The sequence below is a fragment of the Variovorax sp. 350MFTsu5.1 genome (assembly GCF_048302515.1).
Lineage (GTDB): Bacteria > Pseudomonadota > Gammaproteobacteria > Burkholderiales > Burkholderiaceae_C > Variovorax > Variovorax guangxiensis.
In genome coordinates this window covers 5171141-5189440 of record NZ_CP157620.1, presented here as the reverse complement: position 1 = coordinate 5189440, position 18300 = coordinate 5171141, and the positions used below count along the sequence as shown (strand labels likewise).

Genomic DNA, 18300 nt, shown 5'->3' with positions numbered 1-18300 from the left:
GCCCGATTGACAGGAGCGAGCGAAGCGCACGACATTGCACTGGATGAAGGAAGAAAGACTCTCGCGCCGACGCCTGCTGTGCGGCGGGCTCGCGGCCGCTTCGCTGGGCCATCCGTTCCTGCTGCTGAAGGCGCAGCCAGCGACGACGACAGGCACGGCCGCGACATCGGGCGATCGCTATCCATTCACGCTGGGCGTGGCCTCTGGCGTGCCGCGCGCCGACGGCTTCGTGCTCTGGACGCGGCTCGCGCCCGATCCGCTGCAGGGCGGCGGCATGGGCGATGCGCCCGTCGATGTGAACTGGGAGGTGGCCGACGACGAGGGTTTCAGGCGCATCGTGGCGAAGGGCAGCGCCGTCGCGACAGCCGAGCTCGCGCACTCGGTGCACGTCGAGGTGCAGGGCCTGTCGCCGGCGCGCTGGTACTGGTACCGCTTCACCACCGGCGGCGCGCGCAGCCCCGCCGGCCGCACGCGCACCACGCCAGGCGACAACGACGAGGCCCTGCAACAGCTGCGCTTCGCCTTCGCCTCCTGCCAGCACTACGAGCAGGGCTACTACGCCGCCTACCGAGACATGGCCGCGCAGCCGCTCGACTTCGTCGTACATCTGGGCGACTACATCTACGAAAGCTCCCGCAAATCGCACCAGGTGCGCCGGCACGAGGGCGGCATTCCGACGCAGCTCGCCGAGTTCCGCGACCGCTACGCGCTCTACAAGGCCGATGCGCAGCTGCAGGCCGCTCACGCGGCCTTCCCATGGCTCGTGACCTGGGACGACCACGAGGTGGCCAACGACTACACGAACGACGAGTCGCCGCGCACGGCCGACCCTGCGCAGTTCCTCGCGATCCGCGCAGCCGCCTATCAGGCGTGGTACGAGCACATGCCCGTGCCCGCCAGCATGCGTCCACGTGGCCCCGATGCGCTCATCTACGGCCGGCACCGCTTCGGCCGCATGCTCGACCTGCTGCTGACCGACGGGCGCCAGTACCGCTCGCACCATGTCTGCCTTTCCGGCCGCAGTGCCTCGCCGCTGGCCGATTGCCCCGATCGGCTCGCGCCCGAGCGCAGCCTCTTCGGGGCGCAGCAGGAGGCCTGGCTCGCCCGCGAACTCGCCGCGCCGCCCGCGCGATGGACCGTGCTCGCCCAGCCCACGCTGCTGGCCGAGGCCGACCGCAAGCGCGGACCAGAGCACGGCTACTGGATGGACGGCTGGGACGGCTATGCCGCCGCCCGCTCGCGCCTGCTCGACGCGCTGGCCGAACACAAGGCGCGCGGCGGCAATGCGCTGGTCGCCAGCGGCGACGTGCACGCCTTCTGGGCCGCCGACCTGCGGCGCGGCGATGCGCAGCAGGGGCCGCTGGTCGCGACCGAGTTCGTCGGTGGCGCCATCACCTCCGAAGGGCCGAGCGCCGCCGGCGTGGCGAACATGCTCGCGAAGAATCCGCAGCTGCGCTATGGCCGGGCCGACAGGCGCGGCTATGCGCTCGCCACGCTCGATGCGCGCGGCGCCACGGTTGAGTTCCGCGCGGTGGAAGACGAGAAGACGGCCGATTCGCCGGTCGGCACCATGGCCCGCTTCTCGGTCGAGCGGGGTGCGCCTGGCGTGCACGCCGAAGGCAGCTAAACCTCGCCCGCCTGCAGGATTGCGCGGCCGTGCCTATGATGGCCGCCGCTGCCTTCCTTCCATCTCATCTCCTTCCCTCCCGAGCGAGAACCGAACACCATGAGCATTCCCTCCACCCGTCTCGGCCGCACCGGCCTCACCGTCTCCCGCCTCGCCCTCGGCACCATGACCTTCGGCCTGCAGACCGACGAGGCCGTATCGCACCAGATCCTCGACAAGGCGGCCGAAGGCGGCATCAACTTCCTCGACACGGCCGACGTCTACCCGCTCGGCGGCACCATCGAGACGGCAGGCCGCACCGAGGAGATCATCGGCAACTGGCTGGAGAAGCAGGGCCCCGCGGGCCGCCGCCGCTTCGTGCTGGCGACCAAGGCCGTCAACAAGGTCGGCCCCAACAGCTGGGACCAGGGCGCGTCGCGCAAGCACCTGCTGGACGCCATCGACGCCTCGCTCAAGCGGCTGAAGACCGACCACGTCGACCTCTACCAGCTGCACATGGACGACCGCGAGACGCCGCTCGAAGAGAGCCTGGAGGCTCTCGACACCATCGTGAAGTCGGGCCGCGCGCGCTACATCGGCGTGTCGAACTTCCTGGCCTACCGCCTGGCCCGCGCGCTGGGCAAGTCAGACCTGCTGAGGCTCACGCGCTACGTGTCGGTTCAGCCGCGCTACAGCCTGCTGTTCCGCGAGATCGAACGCGAGCTGCTGCCGCTCGCGGCGGAAGAGGGCCTGGGCGTGATCCCCTACAACCCGCTGGCCGGCGGCCTGCTCACCGGCAAGTACAAGCCCGGCAGCAAGCCCGAGGAGAACACCCGCTTCACCCTCGGCACCGCAGGCGGCATGTATCAAGACCGCTACTGGAACGAGCGCAGCTTCAACACCGTCACGCAACTGCACAAGCTCGCCGACGAAGCCGGCGTACCGCTGGCCACCCTGGCCGTGGCCTGGGTGATGGCGAACCCGCTCATCACCGCGCCGCTGCTCGGCGCAAGCCGCCCCGACCAGCTCGAAGCGACCATCGCGGCGGCGGAATACAAGCTCGACCCGGCGCTCAAGCAGAAGCTGGACGAGCTGACCGCCGAGTACCGCAAGGGCGACGCCCCGCGCTGAGCGGTTTGTTTCCTTCCTCCTCCGGGGGAAGGCCGGGATGGGGGCAGGCCTTTGAAAAGGCTCCGCGCTTCCTTGAACTCCGTCGTGCCCCCACCCCAACCCCCCCCAGTGGGGGAGGGAGAAGAGATAACCGCCGAGTAGTGCAAGGGCGACGCGCCACGGTGAGAGGTTTTCCTCCTTCCCCCTCTGGGGGAAGGTCGGGATGGGGGCAGGCCCTTGAACAGGCGCCGCGTTCCATGAGCGCGGCCGTGCCCCCACCCCGACCCTCCCCCAGCGGGGGAGGGAGGAAGCCCAGGAACACCGCGGAACCGGCTCGGCCGGGCCGCTGGTGTTGCCCCCGGAGGGGGTTGGCGGAGCGACACGAAGTGCGCGCAGCCTGGGGGAGAGCCATTTTTTTTGGGGAGGGCCATTTCTTTCAGAACTGTCAGTTAGTCGACAGCGAGGGGTTTGACGGGGGTACCTAGAGTGCCCTCATCATGGTTTTCTCCGACGTACCTCCCCTCCCGCGCGCAGCCCTCCCGCGCGCAGCCCTCGCGCTGGCCGCCTTGCTCCTCGCGGGCTGCGCCGTCGGCCCCGACTACGTCCGCCCGCAGCTGGACGTACCCGCCGCCTTCAAGGAAACCGGCGGCCCCTGGAAGACCGCCGCCCCGCAGACCATCGACGCCGACCATCCCTGGTGGGACGCCTTCGGCGACAGCACGCTCAGCGCGCTGATCGTGCAGGCCAACGCGGCCAACCAGAACATCCGCGTGGCCGAGGCGCAGTACCGCCAGGCGCAGGCGTTGGCCGCCGCGGCGCGGGCTGGCTTCTTCCCCACGGTGGGCCTCAACGCCGGCGCCACGCGCTCGCAGACCAACAGCACCGGCACCGTCAAGCTCGGCACCACCGACACCCTGGGCCTCGGCGCGAGCTGGGAGCCCGACATCTGGGGCGCCGTGCGCCGCTCGGTCGAGGCCGGCAATGCCGGCGCGCAGGCCAGCGCCGACGACCTGGCCGGCGCGCGGCTCAGCATCCAGACCACGCTGGCTCAGGACTACCTGCAGGTGCGCGTGATCGACCTGCAGCGCAACCTCTACGCGAGCACCACCGCCGCCTACGCCAAGGCGCTCGAGCTCACGCAGCACCAGTACGCGGCCGGCACCGTGCTGCGCTCCGACGTGGCGCTGGCCGAGAGCCAACTCAAGACCGCGCAGGCGCAAGCGGTCGATCTCGAAGCCCAGCGCAGCCAGCTCGAACACGCCATCGCGGTGCTGACCGGGCAGGCGCCTGCGTCGTTCACGCTGCCGCCGCTCGAGAACTCTTCGAACCCGCCGACCGCCGAATCGCTTTCGTCAGCCGCCGCGCTGCGCCTGCAACTTCCTGTGACGCCTGCCGGCCTTCCTTCGGAACTGCTGGAGCGCCGCCCCGACATCGCGGGCGCAGAGCGCCGCGTGCAGGCCGCCAACGCCAACATCGGCGTAGCCAAGGCCGCCTACTACCCGCAGATCGTGCTCAGCGCCAGCGGCGGCTTCAGCGCTGCAACGCTGGGCACGTTGTTCAACACGCCCAGCCGCGTGTGGTCGCTGGGCGCGGCGCTGGCGCAGACCGTGTTCGACGGTGGCCTGCGCAAGGCGCACAGCGACCAGGCCGTGGCCGCCTACGACGCCTCCGTCGCGCAATACAAGCAGACCGTGCTCGCGGGCTTCCAGCAGGTGGAAGACAACCTCGCCACCCTGCGCGTGCTCGACAACGAATCGGCACTGCAGGCCGACGCGGTGCGCGCCGCCCAGCTCGCCGAGCGCATGGCGCTGAGCCAGTACCGCGCGGGCACCGCCACCTACCTCAGCGTGGTGACGGCGCAGACGCTTTCGCTCACCAACCAGCGCGCGGCCGCGCAGGTGCTCGGCCGCCAGCTGGCCGCCAGCGTCTCGCTGATCGCAGCCACGGGCGGCGGCTGGAACGCCGCAGAAACGACTTCCGGGAATTGATGCCATGACGACGACCGCAGAAACCACCACGCTTCCCCTGTTCCAGCGCCGCTCCACCTGGCTCGCGACCGCCACCCTGGTGCTCGTGCTCGGCGGCGGCGCCTGGGCGCTCACCCACCACGCGGCCAACGCCGCCAAGCCCGATGCGCCGAAGAGCCCGCCCGTGCAGGTGACCACCGCGCGCGTCGCGACCCAGACCGTGCAGGTCTACCGCTCGGGCATCGGCACCGTCGCCTCGATGGCCACCGTGACGGTCAAGGCGCGCATCGACGGCCAGCTCGACAAGGTGGGCTTCGTGGAGGGGCAGGACGTGAAGGCCGGCCAGCTGCTGGCCCAGCTCGACCCGCGCACGCTGCAGGCCCAGCTCGCGCAGGCGCAGGCCACCAAGGCCAAGGACCAGGCCACGCTGGCGAATGCCCGTGCCGACCTCAAGCGCTACACCACGCTGCTGTCGCAGGACGCCGCCACGCAGCAGCAGGTCGACACGCAGAAGGCCCTCGTCAACCAGCTCGAAGCAGCGGTGCAGAACGACGCCGCCCAGGTGCAGTACGCCGAGGTGCAGCTGAGCTTCACGCGCATTTCCTCGCCCATGAACGGCCGTGTGGGGGCGCGGCTGGTGGACCCGGGCAACATCGTCCATGCGGCGGATGCCAACGGCCTGGTCGTCATCAACCAGATCGACCCGATCGCCGTGCAGTTCACGCTGCCGGAAGAGGCCGTGCAGGACATCAACCGCGTGCAGCAGCAGAGCAGCCAGCCTCTTTCGGTGGTGGCCTACGACCGCAGCGGCACGCAGATGCTGGGCACCGGCAAGCTGATATTGCTGAACAACCAGATCGACACCACCAGCGGCACGGTGCAGCTCAAGGGCAGCTTCGCCAATCCGCAGCACACGCTGTGGCCGGGCCAGTTCGTCAACGTGCGGCTGCAACTCGACCGCCGGGCCGACTCGCTCACGCTGCCTGCCGCCACGGTGCAGCGCGGCCAGGACAGCACCTACGTCTGGGCCGTCGATGCAGAGAACAAGGTCGCCAACGTACCGGTGCACGTGGTGCAGATCGCCGACGGCACGGCCGTGATCGACAAGGGCCTGGAGGCCGGCCAGCGCGTGGTGGTCGACGGCCAGTACAAGCTCAAGCCCGGCGCCACCATCGTCGAACCGCCGCCCGCCGCCGCTAAGAATGCCGACGGCAAGAAGGTTGCCAGCGGGAGCAGCAATTGAGCATCTCCGCCGCATTCATCAAGCGCCCCATCGGCACCACGCTGCTGGCGCTGGCCATCCTGCTGGTCGGCGCGGCGGTGTTTCCGCTGCTGCCGGTGGCGCCGCTGCCGCAGGTCGACTTTCCGACCATCCAGGTCTCGGCCAACCTGCCGGGCGCCAGCCCGGAGACCATGGCGTCGAACGTGGCGCAGCCGCTGGAGCGGCAGTTCTCGCTGATCGCGGGGCTGTCGCAGATGACCTCGACCAGCGGCCTGGGCTCCACGCAGATCACGCTGCAGTTCGACCTCGACCGCAACATCGACGCCGCCGCGCTCGACGTGCAGGCCGCCATCAACGCATCGACCGGCCAGCTGCCGGCCAACCTGCCGAGCCCGCCGACCTTCCGCAAGGTGAACCCGGCCGACTCGCCCATCCTCATCCTCTCGGTGCAGTCGAAGACGCTGCCGCTGACCGAGGTGAACGACTACGCCGACAACATCCTCGCGCAGCAGATCTCGCAGATATCGGGCGTGGGCCTGGTCAACATCGGCGGCGTGCAGAAGCCGGCGGTGCGGGTGCAGGTCGATCCGGCCAAGCTCGCGGCGCTGGGCCTGAGCCTGGAAGACGTGCGCACCGTGCTCGCATCGGCCACCGTCAACGCGCCCAAGGGCACCATCGACGGGCCCAACCAGAGCTTCACCGTCTACACGAACGACCAGCTGCTGAAGGCCAAGCCGTGGAACGACGTGGTGCTGGCCTACCGCAACGGCGCGCCCATCCGCGTGAGCGACCTGGGCGTGGCGGTGGACGGCCCCGAGAACGCCAAGATCGCCGGCTGGGCCTATGCCGGCGCCGCCGCGCCCGAGGGCAGCAGCGTGCAGAACGGCCGCTCCATCGTGCTGGCCATCACCAAGCAGCCGGGCGCCAACGTCATCGAGACGGTGGACCGCATCAACGCCGCGCTGCCCAGGCTGAAGGCCTCGATCCCGCCGACGGTGGAGGTCAACGCCATCATCGACCGCACCCAGACCATCCGCGCCTCGGTGAAGGACGTGGAGTTCACGCTGCTGCTGACCATCGCGCTGGTGGTGGCCGTGATCTTCGTGTTCCTGCGCAACGTGCCGGCCACGCTCATCCCCAGCGTGACGGTGCCGCTCGCGCTGCTGGGCACGGTGGCGGTGATGTACCTGCTGGGCTACAGCCTCGACAACCTCTCGCTCATGGCGCTGACCATCGCGGTCGGCTTCGTGGTGGACGACGCCATCGTGATGCTGGAGAACATCTACCGCTACGTGGAAGAGGGCATGTCGGCGGTCGAGGCCGCGTACAAGGGCGCGGGCGAGATCGGCTTCACCATCATCTCCATCTCGGTGTCGCTGGTGGCGGTGTTCATTCCGCTGCTGCTCATGGGCGGCATCGTGGGGCGCCTGTTCCGCGAGTTCGCGGTGACGGTCACGCTCACCATCGTGGTCAGCGTGGTGATCTCGCTCACGCTCACGCCCATGCTGTGCTCGCGCTTCCTGAAGAACGAGCACGGCAGCAAGCACGGGCGGCTCTACCAGCTCTTCGAGCGCGGCTTCGACGCCATGCTCGGCGCCTACAAGCGCGGGCTGCACGTGGTGCTCGACCACCAGTTCATCACGCTCATGACCTTCATCGCCACGGTGGCGGCCACCGGCGTGCTGTTCGTGTTCATTCCCAAGGGCTTCTTCCCGCAGCAGGACACGGGCTTCATCTCGGGCTTCGCCGAATCGGCGCAGGACGCTTCCTTCGCGTCGATGAACGCCCGCATGGTCGAGCTGGCCGACGTGGTGCGCAAGGACCCGGACGTGACCGGCTTCGGCATGAACGGCAGCTCCTCCACCTACAACACCGGCAACTTCTACATCAGCCTGAAGCCCAAGGACGAGGGCCGCACCGCCACCGCCGACGAGATCATCGCGCGGCTGCGCCCGCAGCTGGCCAAGGTGCAGGGCGTGAACCTGTTCCTGCAGGCCGGGCAGGACATCCGCGTGGGCGGTCGCGCATCGCGCACGCAGTACCAGTACACGGTGACCGACGCCAACCTCGACGAGCTCAACACCTGGGCGCCGAAGCTGCTGGAGCGCTTCAGGCAGCTGCCCGAGATCACCGACCTGGCCACCGACCAGCAGAACGCCGCCGCTTCGGCCGTGCTCACCATCGACCGCGACCGCGCATCGAGCTTCGGCATCTCGCCGGCCACCATCGACGCCACGCTGTACGACGCCATCGGCCAGCGCCAGGTGGCGCAGTACTTCACCCAGCTCAACAGCTACCACGTGGTGCTGGAGGTCACGCCCGCGCTGCAGCAGGACCCGGCGCTCTTCAGCAAGCTGTACCTGAACTCGCCCATCACCGGCCAGCAGGTGCCGCTGTCGACCTTCGTGAAGGTGGACACCAGCAAGACCGCCTACCTCTCGATCAGCCACCAGGGCCAGTTCCCGGCCGTGACCATCTCGTTCAACCTCGCGCCGGGCCATGCGCTGGGCGACGCGGTGAACGCCATCAACAAGGCGCAGGCCGACATGGGGCTGCCGCAGTCGCTCACCGGCTCGTTCCAGGGCACGGCGCAGGCCTTCCAGGATTCGCTGGCCACGCAGCCCTACCTGATCGCGGCGGCGCTGGTGGCGGTGTACATCGTGCTGGGCCTGCTGTATGAGAGCTACATCCACCCGCTGACGATTCTCTCGACGCTGCCCTCGGCCGGCGTGGGCGCGCTGCTCATCCTGATGGCGGGCGGCTACGACCTGAGCGTGATCGCGCTGATCGGCATCATCCTGCTCATCGGCATCGTGAAGAAGAACGGCATCATGATGATCGACTTCGCGCTCAAGGCCGAGCGCGAGCAGGGCATGACGCCGCACGACGCCATCTACCAGGCCTGCCTGCTGCGCTTCCGCCCGATCATGATGACCACCATGTGCGCGCTGCTCTCGGGGCTGCCGCTGATGCTGGGCCACGGCTCCGGCTCCGAGCTGCGCCGGCCGCTGGGCTACGCGATGGTTGGCGGGCTGATACTCTCGCAGGCGCTCACCCTCTTCACGACCCCGGTGGTCTACCTGTACCTCGACCGCGCCCACTACTGGTACCTGCGCCGCAAGGAAGCGCGCAAGGCCCGCAAGGCAGCGAAGCAAGGCAAGGCCCCCGTGCCCGCCGAGGTGCACGGATGAACACCGGCTGAGATCGCGGGGGTGGAGACAAAGACAAGAGGGCAGAAAGCGCCATGAAGATCCTGATAGTCGAAGACGAACTGAGAACCGCGGACTACCTCTCCAAGGGGCTGACCGAGCAGGGCTGCACCGTCGACATGGCACACAACGGCATCGACGGCCAGCATCTCGCGCTCACGCACGAGTACGACGTGATCGTGCTCGACGTGATGCTGCCGGGGCAGGACGGCTTCTCGGTGCTGCGCGCGCTGCGTGCCGTGAAGCAGACGCCGGTCATCATGCTCACCGCGCGCGACCGCGTCGAAGACCGCATCAAGGGCCTGCACGAAGGGGCAGACGACTACCTCGTCAAGCCCTTCTCCTTTCTCGAGCTGCTGGCGCGGCTGCAGGCGCTCAACCGCCGCGGCCGCAAGCAGGAGCCGATGCAGCTGCGCATCGCCGACCTGCAGATCGACCTGCTGGCGCGAAAAGCCTTCAGGGGCAGCACCCGCATCGACCTCACCGCCAAGGAGTTCGCGCTGCTGGCCGTGCTGGCGCGCCGCCAGGGCGAGATCCTGTCGAAGACCGCCATCGCCGAACTGGTGTGGGACATGAACTTCGACAGCAACACCAACGTGGTCGAGGTGGCCATCAAGCGGCTGCGCGACAAGATCGACGCGCCCTTCAGCCCGAAGCTGCTGCACACCATCCGGGGCATGGGCTACGTAATGGAGCTGCGCGAGGGAGCAGGGGAGGGCGCGGCCCCGTGAAGCGCTCCATCACCGCGCGGCTGGTGCTGATGTTCGCGGCGGTGGCGCTCGCGACCTTCGCGCTGGCCGGCTTCGCGCTGCACAGCGTGCTGGCGCGCGAGCTGGAGCGGCATCAGTACGAGGAGCTCGACACCACTCTCAAGAGCCTGCAGTTCTGGATCAAGGCCATCGGCAGCCCCGAGCGCTGGCCGCGCGTGCAGGCGCGCATGGACGCGCTCACGCCAGAGGACGGCAGCGTGCGCTTCTGGGTGCTCAGCGACGACCCGCGCTTCCAGTACGGCAAGGGCCTGGCCGAGATCGACGGGCTCACGCGTCAGGCCAACGGCCACACCAGCGTGATCGAGCTGCCGGGGCAGGAGCGGCCCTTCCGTACCCTGTCGGTGCACATCGACCCCTTCGAGCAGCGTCCGGCCGTGCGGCTCATCGTCGGGCGCAATACCGAGCCCTATGCGCGCACGCGCCAGAACTTTTTGACCGCGCTGGTCGGGCTCGGGCTGTGCGCGGTGCTGGTGGTGGCCGCGGCGGGCTACTGGATCGCGCAGCTGGGGCTGCGGCCGCTTGAGCGGCTGTCGAGGGAGGCACAGGCGCTGCGGCCCAAGACGCTTTCGCAGCGGCTGCAGGTGGAGCGTCTGCCGGTCGAACTCTCGGCGCTGGCCGAAGCGTTCAACGGCGCGCTGAGCCGGCTGGAGGAGGCCTACGGCCAGCTCGAAGCCTTCAACGCCGACGTGGCGCACGAACTTCGCACGCCGCTGGCCAACCTCATCGGCAGCACGCAGGTGGCGCTCTCGCGCCAGCGCAGCGCGGGCGAGTTCCAGGAAGTGCTGCAGGCCAACCTCGAAGACCTGGAGCGGGTGCGCTCCATCGTCAACGACATGCTCTTCCTCGCGCGCGCCGACCGCGGCGAGGTGGCGACCGGGCTGGTGCTCACGCCCGTGGCGCTGGAGGTGCGCAAGACCATCGAGTTCTTCGAGTTCGTGCTCGACGAGACGCGCGCCCAGGTCGTCATCGAGGGCGACGTGCAGGCCGAGGCCCGGCTGGAGAGCGCGCTCTTCCGTCGCGCGATGTCGAACCTGCTGCAGAACGCCATCGAGCATTCGCAGCCCGGCGCGCAGATCGCCGTAAGGCTGCGCGAGGAGGCCGCTGCCACCTGGATCACCGTGTCGAACCCCGGCGAGCCCATCGACGCGCAGCACCTGCAGCACCTGTTCGACCGGTTCTATCGCGTCGACGAGGCCCGCAACGACGGCGGCGAGCACCACGGCCACGGCCTGGGCCTGGCCATCGTGAAGGCCGTGGCGAGCATGCACGGTGGGCAGGTGAGTGCATCAAGCGAAGAAGGTTGGAATACCTTCGGCTTCAGCGTATCGCGCTCCCACGAGAAAACGGCCGGCTGACGATGGCTGAAGGCGCCAGGCAATGGCCTGTGCCCGGTACGTTCTTGGGCCATGCCGGAGAATCGCTGCCGGCATGAACAGCACGCAACCACCGCAATTTCCGCCCGCATCCGGGCCAAGACAAGGGCAGCCATGGCACAGCTGATGTCCCTGCTCGTGCAGAACGCGATCCTGGTGGTTTTTGCCGCCAGCTTCGCCGCGCGGCTGGGTCTGCCGGTGCCGGCCGCGGCGGTGCTGGTGCTCACTGGCGCGCTGCTCGCTGCGGGCGATGTGTCCGTGGCCGGCGTGGTGGTGGCGGCCGTCATCGCCAACCTGCTGGGCGACGGGGCGTGGTTCTATGCCGGACGGCGCTTCGGCTACCGCTTCATGCGCCTGCTGTGCCGCATCTCTCTTTCGCCCGACTCCTGCGTGCGGCGCGGTGAATCGCTCATTTCCGACTGGGGCGGCCTCTCGCTGGTGGCCGCCAAGTTCGTGCCGGGCGTGTCGGTGGTGGCTCCGCCGATGGCCGGGGCGCTGGGCATGTCGGTGCGGCGCTTCATCGGCTTCGACGTGGGCGCGGCGCTGGTGTGGACCGGGCTCTTCATCGGGCTGGGCTGGGTGTTCCGCAACCAGATCCAGGAGGTGCTGGCCATCATGGCGCAGGCCGGCGGCGTGGCCACCGTCGCGCTGGGGGTGGTGCTGCTGGTGATCCTGGCGGTGCGCTACTGGCGCCGCCGCGCCTTCATGCGGCTCACGGGCATGCCCCGCATCTCGGTGGAAGAGCTGCACGAACTGCTCAGCGGCGAAGAGCCCCCGCTGGTGATCGACGTGCGCGGCAAGGCCGGCGTGCAGGTCGATCCGCGCCGCATTCCGGGTGCGCAGTCGTACACGCTCAAGGCGCTGCAGCAGCGCAGCCTCGACCTGTCGCACGCGGCGGGGCGCGACGTGGTGCTGTACTGCAACTGCCCCAACGAGGTGTCGGCCGCGCAGGCCGCGCGCGTGCTGCTGGCGCGCGGTGCGCGGCGGGCCCTGCCGCTGACCGGCGGGCTCGACGCCTGGGTGGCCTCGGGCCGGCCGACCACGGTCGACTGAGGGCGGCGACTCTGTTCCGAGGGCCTGCACAAGGCCCACGCCTGCAGAAACCTGCCCCGCGTGCTATGGTGCCCGGCCCTCGGGTTAACCCGAGGGCAGACCTCTCGCAACCGGGATCCCTCCGTGTCCTCTCCTTCCTCCGCGCCACGCGCCGCCCACCCCGGCCATTCCGCCCAATCCGCAGCCTCGGGCCTCAGCCCGGCCCTCACGCTGGTCTTCGCCGTCGCCTGCGGCCTGTGCGTAGCCAACATCTACTACGCCCAGCCGCTGATCGGCCCCATCTCCGACACGCTGCAGCTGCACGCCGGCCTGGCCGGGCTCATCATGACGCTGACCCAGCTCGGCTACGGCGCCGGCTTGCTGCTGCTGGTGCCGCTGGCCGACGTGGTCGAGAACCGCCGGCTCATCGTGGGCGCGCTCTTCGGCGCGGTGATCGGGCTGGTGGGCATCGCGCTGTCTAACTCGGCCATCACCTTCCTGGCCGCTTCCTTCGTGGTGGGCACCTGCGCGGTCGCGGCCCAGGTGCTGCTGCCCTTTGCCTCGCACCTCGCGCCCGAGGCCACGCGCGGCAAGGTGGTCGGCAACATCATGGCCGGCCTGCTGGGCGGGATCATGCTGGCGCGGCCCTTTGCCAGCGTGGTGGCTTCCGCGCTGGGCTGGCGCGCGGTGTTCTGGGTGTCGGCCGTGCTGATGGCCACCCTCATCGCCGTGCTGTGGCGTGCGTTGCCGCAGCGCCACCCGCATGCCTCGGTGGGCTATGCGCGCACCATGGCCTCGCTGCCCGGCATCGTGCTGAACACGCCGCTGCTGCGCCGCCGCGGCTTCTACCAGGGGATGATGTTCTCCGCCTTCCAGGCCTTCTGGACGGCCGTGCCGCTCGCGCTGGTGCACGAGTTCGGCATGGGCCAGCGCGGCATTGCGCTCTTCGCGCTGGCCGGCGCGGCGGGCGCGCTGCTGGCACCGGTGGCAGGCCGGCTGGCCGACCGGGGATGGACGCGCCCCGCCACCGGCGGAGCCATCGTGGTCGCGCTGTTCTCCTTCGTGCTGGGCGCCATCTCCATGCACTACCGCTCGCTGGCCGGCCTCGTCGCGGCCGGCATCCTGCTCGACGGCGCGGTGCAGCTTTGCCAGGTGCTCAACTTCCGCAGCCTCTTCATGCTCGCGCCCGAGCTGCGCGGCCGGCTCAACGGCCTGTTCATGACCTTCATCTTCATCTGCGCGGCGGTGGCATCGGGCATCGCGGCTGCGGTGTATGCCTTTCACGGGTGGAGCGGGCTGTGCCTGCTGGGTGGCGGGTATGTGGTGCTGGCGCTGCTTTACTACGCAACGGAATTCAAGCGGGTAGCCGCTCCGGCAGCCGTAGGCAGCTGATCCGGCCGCAGGAGGCGCGGTGGTAGCCTTGCCACCCGATGAACCTCCGCACCAAGATCGTCGCCCTGGCCGTCGCACCCCTGCTCATCGCACTGGTGCTGGTGGCGCTGGCGGTGCGCCATCAGGAGCACGACTTGGCCGAGCGCGAGCGTGCCCTCATCGAGCGCAGCTACATGGCCCAGCGCCGCAGCGAGCTGCGCAGTTATGTCGACCTGGCCGTGAGCAACCTGCTGCCGCTGTACGAATCGGGCCAGGACGACGAGGCCACCCGCAACGAGGCGCTGCGCCGGCTGGCCGCGCTCAACTACGGCGACGACGGCTACTTCTTCGTGTACGACCTGGAGGGCAACTCCCTCATGCATTCGCGCCAGCCCGAGCTGGTGGGGCAGAACCTGTGGGAGCTGCGCGATTCGCACGGGCGCTACACCATCCAGGAGCTGATCAAGGGCGCGAAGGAGAACGGCGGCGGCTACGTGGAGTACGAGTGGCGCAAGCCTTCGAGCGCGCAGATGGCGCCAAAGCTCGGCTACGTGACCGCCATGCCGCGCTGGAACTGGATGGTCGGCACCGGGCTGTACCTCGACGACATCCAGTCGACCATGGACACCCTCGACCGGCAGATGAACGCCAACGTCACGGCCACGCTGCTGTGGATTGCGGGCATTGCCGCGCTGTGCCTGGGCGTGGTCAGCGCCGCCGGCCTGCTGCTGAACCTGAGCGAGCACCGCACGGCCGAAGCCAAGCTGCGGCTGCTCGCGCGGCGCGTGGTGCAGTCGCAGGAAGAAGAGCGCGGCCACCTCGCGCGCGAGCTGCACGACGGCACCAGCCAGACGCTGGTGTCGGCCAAGCTGCTGATCGAATCGGCCGTCGAATCGCTAGACCGCCAGCAGCAGCCCACGCCGCCCGCGCTGGCGAAGGCGCTGCAGCGGCTCAACGATTCGCTGATAGAAGTGCGCCGCATATCGCACCGCCTGCGCCCCGCATTGCTCGACACCCTGGGCCTGCCCGCCGCGCTGGAGCGGTTGGTCGACGAGTTCAGGGAAGAGGGCGGCGGCGTCGATGCATCGATGATGGTCGGCGGCGAATCCTTCGAGCTGCAGCCCGAGGTGAAGACCGCGCTCTTCCGCCTCACGCAGGAGGCACTGACCAACGTGCGCAAGCACGCCAAGGCGCAGCACGTGCACATTGCGCTGAGCTTCGACGAAGAAGAAGGCGTGCGCCTCGAAGTGAGCGACGACGGCACTGGCTTCGACATTCAGGCCGTGCAGCTCGACCCCCGGCGCGGCATCGGCCTGCGCAACATGCGCGAGCGCATGGAGGCCATCGGCGGGCGGCTCACCATGTGCAGCAACGCCGGGCGCACATCCATCGAAGCCGAAGTGCCGGCCCGCAGCGCGAAGGCGCAGACAGCAGCAGCATGACGACCGCACCCAAGCCCACGACGCCCCCTTCGGCACCCGCAACGACAACGGTCCGCCTCTTCCTGGTGGACGACCACCCGCTGGTGCGCGACGGCCTGCGCGCAAGGCTCGGCTCCATGCCCAACCTGGAGATCGTCGGCGAGGCCGGCAGCGCCGCCGAAGCGCTGGAGCTGGTGGAAAGCGTGCGGCCCGACCTCATGCTGATGGACGTCGGCATGAAGGACATGAACGGCATCGAGCTCGCGGCATTGCTGCTGCAACGCCAGGGCGCGCCGCACATCGTGATGCTCAGCATGTACGACAACCCCGAGTACGTGCAGAAGGCCCTGCAGGTGGGCGCGCGCGGCTACGTGCTGAAGGACGCGCCCGCGGCCGAGATCGTCGCGGCCATCGAGGCCGTGTCGGCCGGCGGCACATTCCTGAGCCCGGCAGTGTCGAAGAAACTCTTCCGCACGCAGGAGCCCAGGCCCTTGCTCACCCCGCGCGAGAGCGAGATTCTTTCGGCGCTGGGCCGAGGCGAATCGAGCAAGCAGATCGCGCGCGACCTGGGCCTGAGCGTGCGCACGGTGGAGGCGCACCGGCAGAGCATCAAGCGGCGGCTGGGCATCGAGGGGCAGGCCGAGCTCATCAAGTACGCGGTGGAGCATGCGCGGGAATTCGGGCAGGGCTCCTGAGTCAATCGACCGCTGATTTACCCGTCTTGTTGCGCTGACTGTCAGCGCTTTGTGGACTGGCGCCGCCGCTCGGCAATTGCTCGAAGGAATCGAGAAATTCTGGGCAGAAAGTTATTTCTGCTCGGGGCTGGTCTTCTATACAGTGAATGCCCCTGTGGTTGAACGACCCACCTTGGTGGGCATGGAGGGCACTACTTCTTCTTGAACTGATGGATGAACCGCTTTGCCTCGCGGCGGGCTGTTGGTGCGGTTTGCATCGACGCGAACGTGGGGCGCAAAAGGCGACGGCCGAGGTGCGCGAACACCTCAGCCGTCTAACCAAATGACGTGCACTAACTTTGGAAAGCGAGCACACCAAGTGGCTAAACGAATTATGGCCGGGCCTTCAAAGCCGGCATCCGCGGACGCGACCACCACGACACGGGACCCGTCCGGTCTTCTGGAGAACAAGCTGGAGCAGCTGAACTCGCTGCTCTGGTGCTTCTACGGCGCTGGGGACGGATGGTTCCAGGATGCGGGGGAGGCGCATCGGGAGAATCTGCTTTGGATTGCTTCGGATTTGGCGCGGGAGGCTGTGGAGTTGTTTCAGGATATGAATCCGGCCGGATAAGGGGGTTGGCGGCGTCCCGGTCCAGCGTAACGGTAGTGAACGATCCTGTTCGCGGTGGGTGGGGCGCCCCCAAGCTTTCCGAAGCAGTCAGCTACATTCTGGGCATGAACTCGTCGTTGTCGATTCCAGAACTTGTGACCTTGCTTCTATCCAGCGCGGTTGTTTCGGCACTGGTAACGGCGAGTCTTAACGGAGTATTCGGTAGGCTCGCAAAAAAGGACGAGTACAAGAACGCCTACTACAAGCTAGTGCTCGACCGTCGAATGAAGGCGTATGAGTTGATCGAGGAACTGATCGTGAAGGTGAAGATCGCCATTGCTGACGAGGACGGCAAGACGTATCACATAGCGTTTGCCTTTGAGGAAGAAAACTTCGGCCTGAACAGGCTTATGGTCAGCGTTATGGGCCAGAGCATGTGGCTTAGCGATGAATTGTTCCAGGCTACCCGAAAGCTCAACGTCTTGATGTATTCGCGTCCGAAGGTGCAAGGCTGGATCGACTTCGGCAAGGCTAACTATCAGGAGATCGCCAATCTACGGACGGAGATCGAACAGTTGGTGGTGAAAGACATGATGGTCCTGCATGACATACCTCAGTTCCTAAGGAGAAAGTGACCTGCCCCCTCCCGGCCGTACCAGCGTAATGGCAGCGAAGTCCGTCAACTTGGAGAATGACGGACATGAGAAAGAGCAGATACACCGAGGAGCAGATCATCGGTTTCATCAAGCAGGCCGAGGCCGGCCTGCCGATCAAGGAGCTGTGCCGCAAGGGCGGCTTCAGCGACGCCACCTTCTACAAGTGGCGAGCCAAGTACGGTGGCATGGAGGTGCCCGATGCGAGGCGACTGCGTGAACTGGAGGCGGAGAACAACAAGCTCAAAAAGCTGTTGGCCGAAGCCCACCTGGACATCCACGCGCTGAACACCGCCTTCGGGGTAAAGCGTTAGCCCCACAGGCCAAGCGTGCCGCCATCGCCACCATGATCGAGCAATGCGATCTGAGCGAGCGACGGGCGTGCAGGCTTGTGGGGCTCTCACGCGACAGTTGGCGCAACCCACCTGAGATCGATGCCATGACCCAGGAGCTCAGCAGCAAGATCGTCGAGATCGCGCATGTGCGCCGGCGCTTCGGCTATCGGCGCATCCACGACATGCTGCGCCCGCATTTCCCCGGCGTGAACCACAAGAAGGTCTACCGGCTCTACAGCGCGGCCAACCTGGCCGTGCGCAAGCGCAAGAAGGCCAAGCGGCCCGTCAGCGAGCGCGTGCCGCTGCAACTGGCCAGGACGGTCAATGAGGTCTGGAGCATGGACTTCGTCAGCGACAGCCTGAGCACCGGGCGGCGCATCAAGTGCCTGACGGTGGCCGACGACTTCAGCCGCGAGTGCGTGAGCATCTCGGTGGACTGGGGCATCTCTGGGCAGTACGTGACGCGGCTGCTGGACCAGGCGGCGGTCTTCAGAGGCTATCCGCTGGCCGTGCGCACGGACAACGGCCCCGAGTTCACCAGTCGCGCCTTCATGGGTTGGGCCCAGACCCATGGCATCCGCCACATCCTTATCGAGCCCGGGCGACCCATGCAGAACGGCTACATCGAGAGCTTCAACGGCAAATTCAGGGACGAGTGCCTGAACGAGCAGTGGTTCGAGACGCTGGTGCAGGCCAGGTCGGCCATCACCGCCTGGCGGCAGGACTACAACGAGGTCAGGCCGCACAGCAGTTGCAATCGCATGCCGCCAGCCAAGTTCGCCGAGCTGCATCGCCAGCGCGCTGGCGATGCAGCTCGGCCCAGCTCAAACACCACCGAGATCAATTAATCTTGCAACCCCGGACTTCCTCGTTATGAATGGCATGGCAAGAGGGGGCAGGTCAAAAGAAGCCCGAAACTGGCTTTCATCCTTTGCCAAACCGTGAGT

13 protein-coding genes are annotated in these 18300 nt (G+C 68.0%); all 13 read left to right on the top strand.

Going from position 1 to position 18300, the window contains the following annotated elements:
• Window positions 1-43 precede the first annotated feature (43 nt).
• Window positions 44-1627 carry an alkaline phosphatase D family protein gene (locus ABL843_RS23505; protein ID WP_418117528.1) on the top strand — a complete coding sequence of 528 codons (1584 nt, stop codon included), beginning with the start codon at window positions 44-46 and terminating at the stop codon, window positions 1625-1627.
• Between the two features lie 99 nt (window positions 1628-1726).
• A complete protein-coding gene (locus ABL843_RS23500; RefSeq protein WP_019657828.1) occupies window positions 1727-2737 on the top strand; it encodes an aldo/keto reductase in 1011 nt (336 codons plus the stop codon).
• A gap of 476 nt (window positions 2738-3213) precedes the next feature.
• Complete coding sequence (locus ABL843_RS23495) at window positions 3214-4704, top strand: efflux transporter outer membrane subunit (RefSeq protein WP_418117527.1); 1491 nt, start codon at window positions 3214-3216, stop codon at window positions 4702-4704.
• 4 nt (window positions 4705-4708) lie between these two features.
• Complete coding sequence (locus ABL843_RS23490) at window positions 4709-5926, top strand: efflux RND transporter periplasmic adaptor subunit (RefSeq protein WP_418117526.1); 1218 nt, start codon at window positions 4709-4711, stop codon at window positions 5924-5926.
• Window positions 5923-9096: an efflux RND transporter permease subunit gene (locus ABL843_RS23485; RefSeq protein WP_019657825.1), complete on the top strand. Its 3174-nt coding sequence runs from the start codon at window positions 5923-5925 to the stop codon at window positions 9094-9096. Before ABL843_RS23490 ends, ABL843_RS23485 begins: the two co-directional genes overlap by 4 nt.
• Before the next feature lie 53 nt (window positions 9097-9149).
• Window positions 9150-9845 (top strand): heavy metal response regulator transcription factor, encoded by a 696-nt coding sequence (locus ABL843_RS23480; RefSeq protein ID WP_019657824.1) that lies wholly within the window; start codon window positions 9150-9152, stop codon window positions 9843-9845.
• A complete protein-coding gene (locus ABL843_RS23475; RefSeq protein WP_418117525.1) occupies window positions 9842-11239 on the top strand; it encodes a heavy metal sensor histidine kinase in 1398 nt (465 codons plus the stop codon). The genes ABL843_RS23480 and ABL843_RS23475 overlap by 4 nt, the downstream gene beginning before the upstream one ends.
• 132 nt (window positions 11240-11371) lie before the next feature.
• Window positions 11372-12310, top strand: coding sequence for a DedA family protein/thiosulfate sulfurtransferase GlpE (locus ABL843_RS23470; RefSeq protein ID WP_418117524.1), 939 nt, complete (start codon window positions 11372-11374; stop codon window positions 12308-12310).
• A 123-nt stretch (window positions 12311-12433) separates the two neighbouring features.
• Entirely contained in the window at window positions 12434-13681 is a 1248-nt protein-coding gene (locus tag ABL843_RS23465) for an MFS transporter (RefSeq protein WP_418117523.1), read from the top strand.
• Between the two features lie 38 nt (window positions 13682-13719).
• Window positions 13720-15102: a cache domain-containing protein gene (locus ABL843_RS23460; RefSeq protein WP_418117522.1), complete on the top strand. Its 1383-nt coding sequence runs from the start codon at window positions 13720-13722 to the stop codon at window positions 15100-15102.
• Entirely contained in the window at window positions 15099-15776 is a 678-nt protein-coding gene (locus tag ABL843_RS23455) for a response regulator (protein WP_418117521.1), read from the top strand. Before ABL843_RS23460 ends, ABL843_RS23455 begins: the two co-directional genes overlap by 4 nt.
• Before the next feature lie 645 nt (window positions 15777-16421).
• Window positions 16422-17000, top strand: coding sequence for a hypothetical protein (locus tag ABL843_RS23450; RefSeq protein WP_418117520.1), 579 nt, complete (start codon window positions 16422-16424; stop codon window positions 16998-17000).
• 65 nt (window positions 17001-17065) lie between these two features.
• Window positions 17066-18201 (top strand): IS3 family transposase gene (locus tag ABL843_RS23445; protein WP_418116623.1). Its coding sequence is split into 2 segments (ribosomal slippage): window positions 17066-17327 and window positions 17327-18201, totalling 1137 coding nucleotides; the frame shifts between segments, so codons are not numbered across the junction.
• The last annotated feature ends 99 nt before the right edge of the window (window positions 18202-18300 follow it).